The organism is Streptomyces sp. NPDC053542 (assembly GCF_044544685.1).
Taxonomy (GTDB): Bacteria; Actinomycetota; Actinomycetes; order Streptomycetales; family Streptomycetaceae; genus Streptomyces.
This window is the reverse complement of sequence record NZ_JBITXL010000005.1, coordinates 24,924-40,693: the sequence shown is the minus strand read 5'-3', so window position 1 is coordinate 40,693 and position 15,770 is coordinate 24,924. Positions and strand designations below refer to the sequence as shown.

At 71.5% G+C, this 15,770-nt stretch carries 9 protein-coding genes and 4 tRNA genes; 7 read left to right on the top strand and 6 right to left on the bottom strand.

Annotated features, from left to right (window positions below; genetic code table 11):
• Positions 1-23 precede the first annotated feature (23 nt).
• Entirely contained in the window at positions 24-4,067 is a 4,044-nt protein-coding gene (gene hrpA / locus ACIGXO_RS15135) for an ATP-dependent RNA helicase HrpA (protein WP_399785769.1), read from the bottom strand.
• A 154-nt stretch (positions 4,068-4,221) separates the two neighbouring features.
• On the opposite strand from hrpA, the gene ACIGXO_RS15130 reads away from it, so the two are divergent.
• Complete coding sequence (locus ACIGXO_RS15130; RefSeq protein ID WP_399785766.1) at positions 4,222-5,313, top strand: ABC transporter permease; 1,092 nt, start codon at positions 4,222-4,224, stop codon at positions 5,311-5,313.
• Between the two features lie 15 nt (positions 5,314-5,328).
• Here ACIGXO_RS15130 and ACIGXO_RS15125 read toward each other — a convergent pair whose 3' ends face one another.
• The 5 genes from ACIGXO_RS15125 to ACIGXO_RS15105 all read right to left on the bottom strand — a co-directional run bounded on the left by ACIGXO_RS15125 (position 5,329) and on the right by ACIGXO_RS15105 (position 9,670).
• Positions 5,329-7,467: an ATP-binding protein gene (locus ACIGXO_RS15125; protein ID WP_399785763.1), complete on the bottom strand. Its 2,139-nt coding sequence runs from the start codon at positions 7,465-7,467 to the stop codon at positions 5,329-5,331.
• Positions 7,468-7,684: 217 nt separating this feature from the next.
• A tRNA-Phe gene (locus tag ACIGXO_RS15120) sits at positions 7,685-7,761 on the bottom strand.
• 24 nt (positions 7,762-7,785) lie between these two features.
• Positions 7,786-7,860, bottom strand: a tRNA-Asp gene (locus ACIGXO_RS15115).
• A gap of 38 nt (positions 7,861-7,898) precedes the next feature.
• Positions 7,899-7,971: transfer RNA gene (locus tag ACIGXO_RS15110), tRNA-Glu, on the bottom strand.
• An 82-nt stretch (positions 7,972-8,053) separates the two neighbouring features.
• The gene (locus tag ACIGXO_RS15105; RefSeq protein WP_399785760.1) at positions 8,054-9,670 is read right to left on the bottom strand and encodes a metallophosphoesterase; all 1,617 of its coding nucleotides are present in this window, start codon (positions 9,668-9,670) and stop codon (positions 8,054-8,056) included.
• 193 nt (positions 9,671-9,863) lie between these two features.
• On the opposite strand from ACIGXO_RS15105, the gene ACIGXO_RS15100 reads away from it, so the two are divergent.
• The 6 genes from ACIGXO_RS15100 to ACIGXO_RS15075 all read left to right on the top strand — a co-directional run bounded on the left by ACIGXO_RS15100 (position 9,864) and on the right by ACIGXO_RS15075 (position 15,701).
• Positions 9,864-10,214 (top strand): metallopeptidase family protein, encoded by a 351-nt coding sequence (locus ACIGXO_RS15100; RefSeq protein ID WP_031050498.1) that lies wholly within the window; start codon positions 9,864-9,866, stop codon positions 10,212-10,214.
• Positions 10,215-10,342: 128 nt separating this feature from the next.
• Positions 10,343-11,035: a hypothetical protein gene (locus ACIGXO_RS15095; RefSeq protein ID WP_399785757.1), complete on the top strand. Its 693-nt coding sequence runs from the start codon at positions 10,343-10,345 to the stop codon at positions 11,033-11,035.
• A 326-nt stretch (positions 11,036-11,361) separates the two neighbouring features.
• Positions 11,362-13,602 (top strand): DEAD/DEAH box helicase, encoded by a 2,241-nt coding sequence (locus tag ACIGXO_RS15090; protein ID WP_399785755.1) that lies wholly within the window; start codon positions 11,362-11,364, stop codon positions 13,600-13,602.
• Positions 13,603-13,803: 201 nt separating this feature from the next.
• Positions 13,804-13,879, top strand: a tRNA-Lys gene (locus tag ACIGXO_RS15085).
• A 185-nt stretch (positions 13,880-14,064) separates the two neighbouring features.
• Positions 14,065-14,670, top strand: a complete 606-nt coding sequence (locus ACIGXO_RS15080; RefSeq protein ID WP_399785752.1) for a TetR/AcrR family transcriptional regulator — start codon at positions 14,065-14,067, stop codon at positions 14,668-14,670.
• Positions 14,671-14,714: 44 nt separating this feature from the next.
• Complete coding sequence (locus tag ACIGXO_RS15075; protein ID WP_399785749.1) at positions 14,715-15,701, top strand: DMT family transporter; 987 nt, start codon at positions 14,715-14,717, stop codon at positions 15,699-15,701.
• The last annotated feature ends 69 nt before the right edge of the window (positions 15,702-15,770 follow it).

Sequence of the window (15,770 nt, the reverse complement as noted above, 5' to 3'; positions counted from 1 at the left end):
ACACCGGAAGGGCCCCGCGCCGCCTAGGGAGCGGCCGCGTCCACCGCCTTCACGATCCGCTTGTCGGAGATCGGATACGCGGTGCCCAGCGCGTGCGCGAAGTAGCTCACCCGCAGCTCCTCGATCATCCAGCGGATCTCCCGTGCCTGCTGCGGCACCGGCCGCCCCGCCGGGAACTGCTCCAGCAGCCAGGCGAATTCGTCCTGCATCTCCTTCACCTTCGCCATCCGGGAGCGGTCCCGCTCGGCGTTGGTGGGCATCTGCTGCAGCCGGCGGTCGGCGGCGACCAGATACCGCATCAGGTCCGGCAGCCGCTTGGCGCCGTGCTCCGTGACGAAGCCCGGCTTGATGAGCGCCGCCAGCTGTTCCCTGACGTCCGTGACCGAGTCCAGCAGCACCGGCGAGGTGGTGTCCTTCAGCCGCCGCTGGCACGCCTGCCAGGCCGCCAGTACCTCGCGGACCTGCTGCACGGTCTTCATCGTGGCGTCGACCAGGTCGGCCCGCACCGCGTCGAAGAGCTTCTTGAAGCCCTCCTCGTCCCAGGCCGGGCCGCCGTGCGCGGCGATCAGCCGGTCCGCCGCGGCGGTCACGCAGTCGTCGAAGAGCGACTGGATCGAGCCATGCGGATTACTGGAGAGCGCCAGCTTCTGCTGGTTGGTGAGCTTGCTCTGCGCGAACTTGGCCGGATTGGAGGTGATGTTGAGCAGGATGAGCCGGCGGGTGCCGGTCCACATCGCGCTCCGCTGCTCCGCCTCGGTGTCGAAGAGCCGTACGGCCACCGAGCTGCCCTCGTCCACGAGCGCCGGGTACGCCTTGAGGGGCTGGCCCGCGCGCCGCGTCTCGAAGGTGTGCGGCAGCGTGCCGATCGTCCAGGAGGTCAGGCCCGTGCGCTGCTCCGGCCCCACCGGGCCCGCGTCCGCACCGTCCTTGCCGGGCTGCCCGCCCTGCTTCTGCGCCGCCTGCTTCTGCGCGGCCTGCTCGAACGCCTTGGAGATCGCCGCCCGGGTCTTGGGCTTGAGCTTCAGCCGCAGCGCTTCGAGGTCCTTGGCCTCGGCGAGCTTGCGCCGCCGCTCGTCCACCACCCGGAACGTGATCTTCAGGTGGTCCGGCACCTTGGACCAGTCGAAGTCGGCCGCCTGGACGGGCACGCCGACCATCCGCTGCAGCCCGGCCGCCAGCGAGGCGGTCAGCGGGCCCTGCAGCGGTACGGCCGAGTCCAGGAAGCGGGCCGCGAAGTTCGGCGCCGGCACGTAGTTGCGCCGGATCGGCTTGGGCAGGGACCGGATCAGCTCGGTGACCACCTGCTCGCGCAGGCCCGGGATCTGCCAGTCGAAGCCCTCGGCCGATACCTGGTTGAGCACCTGGAGCGGGATGTGGACGGTCACGCCGTCCGCGTCGGCGCCGGGCTCGAACTGGTACGTGACCCTGAACTTCAGCTTTCCCTGCCGCCAGGAGTCCGGGTAGTCGTCCTTGGTGACGGCCTCGGCGGTCTCGTTGATGAGCATCGAGTGCTCGAAGTTGAGGAGTTCGGGCTCCTCCTTGTGCTTCTTCTTCCACCAGGAGTCGAAGTGCGCCCCGGACACGACATGTTCGGGGATGCGCTGGTCATAGAAGTCGAAGAGCGTCTCGTCGTCCACGAGGATGTCGCGGCGCCGGGCCCGGTGCTCCAGCTCCTCGACCTCGCCCAGCAGCTTGCGGTTGTCGTGGAAGAACTGGTGGTGGGTCCGCCAGTCGCCCTCGACCAAGGCGTTCCGGATGAACAGGTCGCGCGAGGTCTCCGGGTCGATCCGGCCGTAGTTGACCTTGCGCTGGGCCACGATCGGTACGCCGTAGAGCGTGACCCGCTCGTACGCCATCACCGCGGCCATCTTCTGTTCCCAGTGCGGCTCGCTGTACGTCCGCTTCACCAGGTGCTGGGCGAGCGGCTCGACCCACTCCGGCTCGATCCGCGCGTTCACCCGCGCCCACAGGCGGGACGTTTCGACCAGCTCGGCCGACATGATCCAGCGCGGCGGCTTCTTGAAGAGCGCCGAGCCGGGGAAGACCGCGAACTTGGCGCTGCGGGCGCCCAGATACTCGTTCTTGGCGTCCGTGTCCTTCAATCCGATATGCGAGAGCAAACCGGCGAGCAAGGATGTGTGGATGTGCTCGGGGGCCGCGTCCTCCTCGGAGAGGTGGATGCCCATCGTCTTGGCGACCGTGCGCAGCTGCGTATAGATGTCCTGCCACTCACGTATCCGCAGATAGTTCAGGAATTCATTGCGGCACATGCGGCGGAACGCCGACGAGGACAGCGCCTTCTGCTGCTCCCTGACGTACCGCCAGAGGTTCAGGTACGCCAGGAAGTCGCTGGTCTCGTCCTTGAAGCGGGCGTGCTGCTGGTCGGCCTGCTGCTGCTTGTCGGCGGGCCGCTCGCGCGGGTCCTGGATGGACAGCCCCGCGGCGATGACCACGACTTCGCGTACGCAGCCGTTGCGGTCGGCCTCCAGCACCATCCGCGCGAGGCGCGGGTCCACCGGCAGCTGGGAGAGCTTCCGGCCCATCTGGGTGAGCCGTTTCTTCGGGTCCTTCTGCTTCGGGTCGATCGCGCCGAGCTCTTCGAGGAGCTGCACGCCGTCCTTGATGTTGCGGCGGTCCGGCGGGTCGATGAAAGGAAACTTCTCGATGTCGCCGAGGCCGGCCGCGGTCATCTGCAGGATGACCGACGCCAGGTTGGTCCGCAGGATCTCCGCGTCCGTGAACTCCGGCCGGGACTCGAAGTCCTCCTCCGAGTACAGCCGGATGCAGATGCCGTCGCTGAGCCGGCCGCAGCGGCCCTTGCGCTGGTTGGCGCTGGCCTGCGAGATCGGCTCGATCGGCAGCCGCTGCACCTTCGTGCGGTAGCTGTACCGCGAGATGCGCGCCATGCCGGTGTCGATGACGTACCGGATGCCGGGGACCGTCAGCGAGGTCTCGGCGACGTTGGTCGCCAGCACGATCCGCCGGCCCGAATGGCGCTGGAAGACGCGGTGCTGCTCGGCGTGCGACAGCCGCGCGTACAGCGGCAGCACCTCGGTGTTCTGGGCGATCGCGCCGCCCCGGTTCAGCCGTTTGGTCAGCGCGTCCGCCGTGTCCCGGATCTCCCGCTCGCCGGAGAGGAAGACCAGGATGTCGCCGGGCCCCTCGGCCTGCAGCTCGTCCGCCGCCTCGCAGATCGCGGTGATCTGGTCCCGGTCGGCGTCGTCCCCGCCCTCCTCCAGCAGCGGGCGGTACCGCACCTCCACCGGATACGTGCGCCCGCTGACCTCGACGATCGGCGCGTCCCCGAAGTGCCGCGAGAACCGCTCGGGGTCGATCGTGGCCGAGGTGATGACGACCTTCAGGTCCGGCCGCTTCGGCAGCAGCTGCGCCAGGTAACCGAGCAGGAAGTCGATGTTCAGGCTGCGCTCGTGCGCCTCGTCGATGATGATCGTGTCGTACTGGCGCAGCTCGCGGTCCGTCTGGATCTCGGCGAGCAGGATGCCGTCCGTCATCAGCTTGACGAGGGTGTCCCCGCCGACCTGGTCCGTGAACCGGACCTTCCAGCCGACCGCCTCGCCCAGCGGGCTCTTCAGCTCCTCGGCGACCCGCTCCGCGACCGTACGCGCCGCGATCCGCCGCGGCTGGGTATGCCCGATCAGGCCCTTCACCCCGCGCCCCAGCTCGAGGCAGATCTTCGGGATCTGGGTCGTCTTGCCGGAGCCGGTCTCACCCGCGACGATCACGACCTGGTGGTCACGTATCGCCTCCAGGATGTCGTCCTTCTTCTGGCTGACCGGCAGCTGCTCGGGATACGTGATCTCCGGGACGGCGGCCCGGCGCTGCTCGACGCGGAGCTGTGCTTCGGTGATGCCCTCGGCGATCTCGGCCAGCACGGCGGCCCGGGCCTCCGGCTTGCGGATCCGGCGCGCGCCGTCGAGCCGGCGGCCGAGCCGCTGCTGGTCGCGCAGCATCAGCTCGGGGAGCTGCGCTCCCAGGGCGGACAGGGTGGGCGAAGTGCCCTCGGGCGTGGCGCCCTGGGCCGCGGCGGAGGCAGGCTGACTGGACATACGCGGTCCAGGATCTCACCTCGCCGAAACGACTGGCGAACGAATTGCGGCCGGGAGGGGCCGGAGACGGTCGGGACGGCGGGATCCGGGCGTTCGGGGAGGCGCCGGGGCCGGCCGGAGAGAATGTCCGCGATGGGTGCTTTAGCGTGTTCTCATGTCCGATGATCACGACGCCGAGCCCACCGGCCGCCCCGGTGCGTCCGCCGCACACGGCGCGCACGGCAGACCACGGACCGCGGCCGAGAAGTGGACGGCCTTCAAGAAGTCACCGTTCCTGCCCGCGACCGTCCTGATCTTCATCCTGGCGACCGCCGCCGGCCTCTTCGCCGGCTCGTACACCTTCTCCATGGCGAACCCGACCCCGCACCGCATTCCCGCCGCGGTGGTCGGCCCGCCGGACGACGCCGGCGGCAAGAAGTTCGTCCAGGGCATGGAGCAGGCCCTGAACGCCTCGCTGGAGCTGCACGAGTACCCGACGTACGCGAAGGCCCGCGAGGCCGTCGACGAGCAGAAGGCGTTCACGATCATCACCGCGGACCGGTCCGGCGTACGGATGGACCTGTCCAGCGCCTCGGGCGCCACGGTGGGCCAGCTGCTGTCCCAGGCCGCGCCGCAGGTGGGCAAGAAGACCGGCGTCCCGGTCACGATCAAGGACATCCGGCCGCTGCAGCAGGGCGATCCGCGCGGGCTGGCGCTCTTCTACATCTCGCTCGCCGCGGTGATCGTCGGCTTCGTCGGCGCCATCCAGCTGAGCGTGCACGCCCGCGCGCTGAATCCGGCCGAGCGGATCGCGTACACGCTCGCCTACGCCCTGCTCGGCGGATTCACCATCGCCGCGGTGGTGGACTGGCTGCTGGGCGCGTTGAGCCTGCCCTTCGTCCACTCCTGGCTGATCCTGGCGTTCACGATGTTCACGTCCGGCATGGTCTTCACGATGTTCAACACCTTGATCGGGCGCTGGGCGATGGTGCCGACCTGGGGTCTGATGGTGCTGCTGGGCAACCCCTCGTCCGGCGGCGCGGTCTCCTGGCCCCTGCTGCCGTCCGTACTAGGCCACATCGGCCAGTGGCTGCCCCCGGGCGCTTCGGTGAACGCCCAGCACACGGCCGTCTACTTCCCCGGCCACCAGCACCTCTTCCCGTACCTGGTACTGGCCGGCTGGTCCCTGCTCTCGTGCACGGTCTTCTGGACCTGGCGCCACCGCCACCCGGGCGGCCGGCCGACGGGCCGCGAGCATGCGGCGTGAGCCCGCCGGCAGTGGTTACCGGAGGAGAGGCGGCGCAGCGGCGGGGTCCAGGGCGTGGGCGATGCCGGTGTTCAGATCGGTGGTGCGGCCGGCGTCGAAGGCGTGCCGGTAGGCGTCCTCGCCGAGGGTTTCGCGGGTCCGGCGTTCGCAGACTTGGCGGGCGGCGTTCACCGCGGGTGAGCCCGGCTGTGGCCGGCCGAGCGTCTCCCACAGCTGCGCGGCCAGGCCGAGCAGCCACGCGGCGTCCTGGTGCCGGCCCGTGGCGGCGGCAGCGCGCGCCAGCACTTCCAGGGCCAGGCCGGTGCCCACACCGTCGCGCAGCCGGTGTTTGACCAGCAGCGCGGCCCGGGCGCGCTCCTGGGCCTCCGGGAACCGGCCCAGGGCCAGCTCGGCCTCGGCGCGGACGAAGTCGCCCCAGGCGCACATGCTGCGCTCGCCGCTGCGCTCGCCGGCGGCGCTCAGCTCGTCCAGCCAGGCGAAGGCTTCCTCGAAGCGGCCCACGGTGACGAGCGAGTGGGTGAGGAGGACCAGGGCCGACAGGGGAATCAAGGTGAGTGTTCTTTCGCGCCAGTCCGTGGCGAGCAGGGCCTCGGCCCGGGACACCGCCTGCTCCAGGTCGCCGCTCATTACCGACGCCCGCAGCCCGGTGGCGGCCGCGTAACTCCGCTCCGTGTCGCCGAAGTATGCGGCCAGGGCGGTGCACTCGGCGGCCCGTTCCTCCAGGGCGGGGGGATCGCCCAGGTAGAGCAGCACCAGACCGCAGGCGTACAGGGCCTTCACCCGGGCCGGCGAGGGGGCGGTGTCGGTGGCCAGGGCCAGGTCCAGGTAGTGCCGGCCCTCTCTGACGAACCCGCATTCCTGCCAGAAGAACCACAGCGCCGCGGCCATCTCCAGCGCGATATGGCCCTCGGAACGGCCCTCGGATTCGGTCAGGCTGCAGTCCAGCGCGGCGCGGAGGTTGTCGTGCTCGGCGGTCATCCGGTCGAACCAGGCGAACTGGTAGGGCCCGATCCAGGCGGCGTCGCCCCGGCGGGCCAGGGCCAGGTAGTGGTCCCGGTGGCGGCGGCGCAGCGTGTCCTCCTCGCCGAGACCGCGCAGCCAGTGGGCGCCGTACTCGCGGAGGGTGTCGAGCATCCGGTAGCGCTCGCCGCCCCCGGTGGGCTGCCAGATCAGAATCGACTTCTCCACCAGCGTGCCCAGCACGGCGGGTATCTGCCGGGCGGGGAGGTGGTCGTCGGCGCAGACCTGCCGGACCCTGTCCGCGTCGAAGCTGCCGGCGAAGACCGACAGCCGGGCCCACAGGAGCCGTTCGGCGGGGGTGCACAGCTGGTGGCTCCAGCCAATCGCGGTGCGCAGTGCCTGATGCCAGGGAGGTTCGGCGTCGTGGGCGACGCCGTCGGTGTCGCCCAGGACGGCGAAGCGGTCGTCGAGGCGGGCGGTCAGCTCCCGTACCGGCAGATCCCGCAGGCGGGCCGCGGCCAGTTCGATGGCCAGGGGCAGCCCGTCCAGCCGCCGGCACAGCCGTACCAGGTCCGCGCGGTCGGCATCGGTGACCGTGAACCCGGGCACCGCCTCCTGGGCACGCAGGATCAGCAGGACCACCGCGTCCGCCGTGCCCGCCCGCGCGTCATCGACCTCGGGTACCGGCAGCGGCTCGATGATGAGGACCCGTTCGCCCACCACGTCCAGGATGCGGCGGCTGGTGGCCAGGATCCGCAGGCCGGGCGCGGCCCGCATCAGGGCCTCGGCGGCCAGCGCGCAGGCATCGGTCAGGTGCTCGCAGGTGTCCAGCACCAGCAGCAGTTCCCGCTCGGCGAGGTACTCCGCCAGTACGTCGATCATCGGGCGGGTGGTCTGGTCGGCCAGCGGCAGGGTTTCGGCGATGGTGTGCGCCAGCAGGGCGCCCTGGCGCAGCGGGGAGAGCTCCACCAGCCATGCCCCGTCACGGAAGCGGGGTTGCAGCGCGGCGGCCGCATCCAGCGCCACCCGGGTCTTCCCCACTCCGCCGACCCCGGTCAGCGTCACCAGTCGCACCGGCCCCTCGGGCGAGGACTCCTCGAACAGCCGCTCAATCTCCGCCAGCTCCGCCGCGCGACCGACCGTCTCCGTCCGGGACTGGGGCAGATTCCCCACCTGCCGCTGCTCCGTCGTCACGACGACTGCCCTTCCTCGGCCCGGCCCGCGCAACCACCGCGTGCATTGGGAGGCATCCTGCTCCAGCCCGCAACGCTGCGTAATCATTGCCCATCAAATGCCAGAAATCGCCGCACCGCGGATCGCAAAGGAGCGCGGCCGGACCGGATGGGGGCCAGCCGGGCAAACAAAAAGCCCCGGCGGGAGATCCCGTCGGGGCTTTTTCGCTTTTCAGCGGTGGTGGCTGGGGCCGGGGTCGAACCGGCGACCTTCCGCTTTTCAGGCGGACGCTCGTACCAACTGAGCTACCCAGCCACGAGGTTTCACGTGAAACCTCAGCGGTCCTGACGGGATTTGAACCCGCGGCCTCCACCTTGACAGGGTGGCGAGCACTCCAAACTGCTCCACAGGACCAAGCTTGTGCGAGCACTAGTCTCGCACATGGTGTTGCGTGCCCCCAACGGGATTCGAACCCGTGCTACCGCCTTGAAAGGGCGGCGTCCTGGGCCACTAGACGATGAGGGCTGATGGCCCACCTGGGCGCTTTGTCGGCGCCGTCGGGGACGTGAGAAGCATATGGGATGGGGGGACGGTTCGCCAAAACGGTTTACGAACGGGGGGTCGGTGAGGTCGGTGAAGGGGTGGGCGACGGGGTGGCGCCGGGCCGGTTGTCGGCCGGGAGATGGCGGCTGACCTCGGCCTTCGACAGGCCCAGCCCGCCGAGCGTGATCTCGTCCCACGCCTGGAGGTGCCGGGTCTCGCGGTCCAGATAGAGCACCGACGCCTGCACCTGTTCGGGTGTCGCGCCCTCGACCGCGCGCAGTCCGCCGCCGCCCGTGGAGCCCTCGACCATCAGCCGGGTGCCGTGCCGCAGTGTCCGGTTGTCGCGGTGGTGGACGTGGCCGGAGAGGACGAGGGGGACCAGGCCGTCGGTCTCGGCGGCGGCGACCGGATTGTGTGCCAGCGCGATGTCGGCGGGGGTGCGGGCGCGGGAGAGGGTGCGCAGGGATTCGGCGAGCCGCCGGCCCGCGGCGCGTTCCGCGCCGTCCCCGGACGCGGCGACCGAGCGGTCCGGAGTGAACTGCGGATCGCCGACGCCCGCGATGCGCAGGCCCCCGGCGCGTACGGAGGTGCCCTCGTCCACGACCTTCACGTTCTTCAGCTTCTTGCTCCGCGCGAGGTACTTCTGCGTCTTCATCGAGTCGTGGTTGCCGCGCACCCAGACGTACGGCGCGCCGAGCGTGCCGATCGGGTCCAGGAAGTGGTTCTCGGCGGCCGTGCCGTGGTCCATGGTGTCGCCGGTATCGATGATCACGTCGATGTCGTACTGCTTCACCAGGGACTTGATGATCTGCCAGGCGGCCGGGTTCAGATGGATGTCGGAGACGTGCAGGACGCGGACGGTGGTGGGGTCGGGCTGGTACGCGGGCAGTGTGGACGTCACGTCGTAGAGCTTGGTGACGTTGGTGACCAGGCGCGCCAGCTCCTTTTGGTACACGTCGAACTCACTCACGATGGAGCGGGCGTTGCCGACCACGGACGGCGCGGAGGAGAGCAGTCCGGAGAAGCGCGGTTCCAGCACGGACTTGGGGTTCCAGGTGGCGTACGCGGCTCCGCCGGAGGCGGCGAGCAGCACGAGGGCGAGGCCGCCGGCGGCGAGCGCGCGGCGCGGCCTGCGGTACACCGCGAGGCCCAGCGCGGTCGCGCCGGAGACCACGGCCACGCAGGAGCGGAAGGCGAGGTCGGCGGTGCCGCGCTCGACGTCCCGGGTGACCTCGGCCTGCAGCCCGGAGAACCGTTCCGGGTGATCGACCAGGGCCTGCGCGCGGGCCGGGTCCAGCTGGTCCACGTCGACGTCGAGCCGTATCGGGGCGTGGTGGCTCCGCAGCTCCAGCGCGCCCAGCGGGGAGACGCTGATCTTCGTGCCGCCGGTGAACGACGGGCGCAGCGTCATCGTCGTGTCCACCGGCCCCACCGGGGCGCGGACGCTGCCGACGATCAGCAGGCCGAGCCAGGCGCCGAGCAGGGTCACCACGATCAGTCCGAGAGCGCGGGCGTACGGGTGCGGCGGGTGCGTCAACGTGAGGGTGGGGGCCTGGTGGTGGGTGCGGTAGTGCCGCAGGGCGGCGGCTGGGGCGCTCCGGACGCGGTCGTACGCGGCGCGGAGCAGCCGGGGCACGGAGGAGCCGGGGGGCGGCCCCCCGGACGGCGCGGTGCGGGCCATTGTGCCCGTATGCCCGTATGCGGGACCCGTTATGCCGAGGGTTGAGGCATAAGTGGGGGCGGTGACGAGTGGAGTACGGGCGGGAGCGGAGCGCGGACGGGAGCGGAGTACGGGAGTGCGCGCGGGAACGTGGTGGGCGCGGCCGGCGCGAGAGCGGCGGCTCCGAGCGGCTCCGTGACCCACAATGGGCGCTGTGCTGGAGATGACGCGCGAGGAGTTCGAGGAACTGGTCGGCGAAGCGCTGGACCGGATTCCGCCGGAGCTGACCCGCCTGATGGACAACGTCGCCGTGTTCGTCGAGGACGAGCCCCCGGCGGACGATCCCGACCTGCTCGGGCTCTACGAAGGGACGCCGCTGACGGAGCGGGGCGAGTGGTACGCGGGCGTGCTGCCGGACCGGATCACCGTCTACCGGGGCCCGACGCTCCGGATGTGCGACACCCGCGAGGACGTCGTCACCGAGACCGAGGTCACGGTCGTCCACGAGATCGCCCACCACTTCGGCATCGACGACGAACGGCTGCACGCGCTCGGGTACGGGTGAGCCCCTTCAGGGCCGGCCGCCGGTTCCGTACGCACGCGACGGCGTCCCGCGCGTGTCCTCCGGTGGGCGGCGGGAGTTGGGCAGTGCACCTGTCCCGCGTGTCCGCTCCGGATCCGGAGGTCCCGCCCGTGCCTCGCCCGCTCCCCGTCAGTCGTCCGCCCCGGTCCGCAGCGCCGCCCGCCCCGCCGCTGCCGTCCGTCTCCTCGGCCACTCCTGGCCCTTCCGACGCTCCTGCCGCTTCCGTCTCCTCCGCCTCCTCGCCCCCGTCCGCCGACGGCTCGGTCTCGCCCCGTACGGCGGCGCGCACGGCCCGCTCCCTGGCCCGTACGGCCGCCGCGGTGGCCGCGGCCTCCGCCTTCGCCGTCTCGCTCACCGGCTGCATGAGCGTCAGCGAGGACGCGCCGAAGCCCAGGCCCTCCGGCCGCGCCGCCGGGGACCACGGCAGCGACGCCCAGCCGGACGGCGGAACGGCCGACGCGCCCGGTGGCGGGCCGCGCCGGATGGGCCGCTCCTCGGGCCCGATGAAGGACGGCCGTCGCGCCGCGCCGTCGGACGGCGCGGGCCCGTCGGCGGACGAGAAGCGCACCCCGACGGCCCCGGCGAGCGGCGCGACGACGGGCAGCGGGCGCCCGGGGTCGGAGAGCCCCACGGAGGGCAGCCCGCCCCGCCCGGCCCCGCCCCGGCCCTCCGGCTCCCCGGAGCCGACGACCGCTCCCTCCCGTACGACCCCGGCGCCGGACCCGACGCCCACGCCGAGCCAGGACCCGCCCCCGAGCAGCCCCGCGCAGACCGATCCGCAGTCGGGCACCCCGGAGTCGTAGAGGGGCGTAGAGGGGCGCGGATCAGCCGTTGACCGGCGGAAACCGGACGATCGGCGGGCGATCGGCGGTCGATCCGCGGGCAGGTGGCGGTATCGGACCGGTGCCGCCCGGTAGCGCATTTGCCTTCAGGGGGATCGGGTGCGTATGGTGGTAGATCGTTTGATCCCATTTGCCCGGCGCCCACCGGATCCTCTTCTCCGAAGGGGACGAAGCGCGTCGCGTGGCGCGTTCTCTCCTTGCCGTGGCTGACCGCATTGAGGCGGTCTTTTGTGAAACAACACGGAGTTTGGGCGCGTGCCGAGACTCCGGAAGGTTTCGCATTTCGCATGTCCATTTCCACTGATCAGTCCGCCATGCCCGCACACGACGAGCAGGCCGTCGCCGTCGTCGAGCCCACCGAGGCCATCGAGGTCGTCGAGTCCGCCGAGGCCGTCGTCGATGAGCCGCAGGCCCCCGAAGAGCCGCAGCTCACGTTCGCGGACCTGGGTCTGGACGAGAAGATCGTCCGCAAGCTGGCGCAGAACGGTGTCACCACCCCGTTCCCCATCCAGGCGGCGACCATCCCGGACGCCATCGCCGGCCGCGACATCCTCGGCCGCGGCCGCACCGGCTCCGGCAAGACCCTCTCCTTCGGTCTCCCGCTGCTGACCCAGCTGTCCGGCGGCCACACCGAGAAGAAGCGCCCCCGCGGCGTCATCCTCACCCCGACCCGCGAGCTGGCCATGCAGGTCGCCGACGCGCTGCAGCCGTACGGCGACGTCCTCGGCCTGAAGATCAAGGTCGTCTGCGGCGGTACGTCGATGGGCAACCAGATCTACGCCCTGGAGCGCGGCGTCGACATCCTCGTCGCCACCCCGGGCCGGCTGCGCGACATCATCAACCGCGGCGCCTGCTCCCTGGACAAGGTCGAGGTCGCGGTCCTGGACGAGGCCGACCAGATGGCCGACCTGGGCTTCCTGCCCGAGGTCACCGAGCTGCTCGACCTGGTGCCGGCCGGCGGCCAGCGGATGCTCTTCTCCGCCACGATGGAGAACGAGATCGGCACGCTGGTCAAGCGCTACCTGAACAACCCGGTCAGCCACGAGGTCGACAGCGCTCAGGGCAACGTCACGACCATGACCCACCACGTGCTGGTCGTGAAGCCCAAGGACAAGGCGCCGGTCACCGCCGCCATCGCCGCCCGTAAGGGCCGCACGATCATCTTCGTCCGTACGCAGCTGGGCGCCGACCGCGTCGCCGAGCAGCTGTGCGACTCCGGTGTCCGCGCCGACGCGCTGCACGGCGGCATGACGCAGGGTGCGCGTACTCGTACGCTCGCCGACTTCAAGGACGGTTACGTCAACGTCCTGGTCGCCACCGACGTCGCCGCGCGCGGCATCCACGTCGACGGCATCGACCTGGTCCTGAACGTGGACCCGGCCGGCGACCACAAGGACTACCTGCACCGTTCCGGCCGTACGGCCCGCGCCGGCCAGTCCGGCACGGTGGTCTCCCTGGCCCTGCCGCACCAGCGCCGGCAGATCTTCCGCCTGATGGAGGACGCGGGCGTGGACGCCTCGCGCCACATCGTCGGCGGCGCCGGCCAGTTCGACGAGGACGTCGCCCGGATCACCGGTGCCCGGTCGCTGACCGAGGTGCAGGCCGAGTCGGCCGCGAACTCCGCCAAGCAGGCCGAGCGCGAGGTCGCCGAGCTGACCCGCGAGCTGGAGCGCCTGCAGCGCCGCGCCGCCGAGCTGCGCGAGGAGGCCGACCGGCTGACCGCCCGCGCCGCGCGTGAGCGGGGCGAGGACCCGGAGGCCGCGGTACAGGCCAAGGCCGAGGAGGCCGCGGCCGAGGCTGAGAGCGCCGCGCAGGCCGAGGTGTCGCTCCCGGCCCAGGCCGCGCGCACCCCGGAGGCCGACGAGGCGCCGCGCCGCTCCACGTACCGCGACGAGCGCGGCAACTACGAGCGCCGTGACCGTCGCGACGACCGTGGTGGCCGTTCGTTCGACCGCAACGACCGTAACGACCGCGGTGGCGACCGTGGTGGCTTCAACCGTGACCGTCGGGACGACCGCGGTGGCCGTTCCTTCGACCGTCGCGATGACCGCGGTGGCGACCGGGGCGGGTTCAACCGTGACCGTCGTGACGACCGTGGTGGCCGTTCCTTCGACCGGAACGACCGTAACGACCGCGGTGGCGACCGTGGTGGCTTCAACCGTGACCGTCGGGATGACCGCGGTGGCCGTTCGTTCGACCGTCGCGATGACCGCGGTGGCGACCGGGGCGGGTTCAACCGTGACCGTCGCGACGACCGTGGTGGCCGTTCCTTCGACCGGAACGACCGTAACGACCGCGGTGGCGACCGCGGTGGCTTCAACCGTGACGACCGTGGCGGCCGTTCCTTCGAGCGCCGTGACCACCGTGGCGGCGACCGCCCGTTCAACCGTGACCGTCGCGAGGACCGCTTCGGCCGCGACAACGACCGTCGCCCGCACGGCCGCCGGGACGACCACCGCGGCGGCAACGCCGGTGGCCGCTCCTTCGACCGCCGCGCCGACAAGCCGCGCTGGAAGCGCAACGGCTGATCAGGGCGACTGCGCAGCGCGTACCGCGGAAACGTCTGTGCATCGCTGACAGACCGGTGGGCCCGTCCTTCGAGGACGGGCCCACCGGCGCGTTTGCGCCGAACACCGCACACCGCACCGGGTCTCTCCGAGCCACTCCGACCCCGCCGAGCCCCAATGCCTTCCAGTTGTGGTCCGAGCGCGGGCTATGCTGCTCGGTGCGGGCCATTAGCTCAATTGGCAGAGCAGTGGACTTTTAATCCATTGGTTCAGGGTTCGAGCCCCTGATGGCCCACCAGCAGCGCCCAGGTCGGACACCCAAGACCTGGGCGCTGAGCCGTTTCTGGGCACCTGGTCCCTCATCTGAGGCGCACGAGAGGCCAGTTGTGACGCACCGCACAAGGAGCTGACTGGCTCGCGCCGTCGCCCTCTTCTCTAATCTAGGTAGACCTACCTACCTAGTTTGGATTGGTGTGGCGCGTGATGAGCGATACCGACGTGAGCAGGGCGGGGAGTGGGCGGCGGCGCCCCGCCCGCGAGCGGATCCTGGCGGCGGCGGCCCGGCGCTTCTACGCCGACGGCGTGGCGGCGACCGGCATCGACACGATCACGGCCGAGGCCGGCGTGGCGAAGATGAGCCTCTACAACAACTTCTCCTCCAAGGCCGACCTGGTCCGGGCCTACCTGGACGCCCGGCACGAGGAGTGGCTCGGCCTGTACCGGGCGCGCCTGGAGCACGCCGACGGCCCGCGTGCGGGCGTGCTGGCGGCCTTCGACGCGTACGCGGATCACGCCTCGTTCGCGTACGAGCGCGGATTCCGCGGCTGCGGGCTGCTCAACGCCGCCGCCGAACTCCCGGCCGGGGACGCGGGCCGGGACGTGGTGCGCGCCCACAAGGAGCAGGTCGAGCAGCTGATCGCCGGCCACTTGGAGCAGCTCCTGCCGGGCCGGCCCGACGAGGCCCGCGCGGCGGCCGAGCACCTCTCCTTCTTGCTTGAAGGCGCGATGGCCCGCGCCGGGCTGGAAGGCGGCGACGAGCGTCTCCGGCACGCCCGCTCGATGGCAGCGGCCCTGCTGGACCGGCTGTGACGGGCGTCGGCCGCGGCCGGTCCGCGGCAAGGGGAGCCCTGTGCGTGCTGGCCGCCTCCGTGCTCTGGGGGACGACCGGCACTGCCGCCACCTTCGCCCCGGACGTGGGCCCCCTCGCGATCGGGGCCGTCGCCATGGGGCTGGGCGGGCTGCTCCAGGCCCTGATCGCCGCGCCGCGGATCCGCCGTCACGCGTCCCGGCTGCGCGACCAGCGGAGTACGGTCCTGCTCGGCGCCCTCTCGGTGGCGGTCTACCCGCTGGCGTTCTACAGCTCCATGCACCTGGCCGGAGTCGCCGTCGGCACCGTCGTGTCGATCGGTACGGCGCCGCTCGCCTCGGCCCTGATCGAGCGCGTCGTGGACGGCCGCCGCCTCACCCGCCGCTGGTCCCTCGCCGCCGCCCTCGGCCTGCTCGGCACCGCCCTGCTGTGCGTCGCCGAAGCAACCCCCGCCACCGACGGCCCAGGTACAGGCACAAGCACAGGAACAGGCCCGGGTCACACCTCCATGGCCGGCACGCTGCTCGGCATCGGTCTCGGCCTGGCCGCCGCCGCTGCGTACGCCCTCTACTCCTGGGCCGCGCACCGGCTGATCACCCGCGGGATTCCCTCCCGGGCGGCGATGGGCACCGTCTTCGGACTCGGCGGACTGCTCCTCCTCCCCGTGCTCCTCGCCACGGGCGCACCCCTCCTGACCTCCTGGACCAACACCTCCGTCGGTCTCTACATGGCGCTGGTCCCCATGCTCGCCGGCTATGTCCTCTTCGGCTGGGGACTCGTCCACGTACCCGCCAGCACCGCCACCACCCTGTCCCTGCTCGAACCGGCCGTCGCGGCCGTCCTCGCCGTACTGGTCGTCGGCGAACGCCTCCCCGCCACGGGCTGGGCGGGCATCGCCCTCGTCATCGCCTGCCTCGCGGTCCTCACCACGCCCACACCGAAGCGCGCACCGGCGACGTCAGCCACCTGGGCAGGAAGTACGCCGCGCCGGACGACGCCGACGAAGGAGGGGCGGGGCGCTGCCGTGACGTGATGTGACCCGTCCGGACCTCGAAGATTCGCCGCGCCGCTCCATGGCCGACACCCTGGGACGGCGATACGG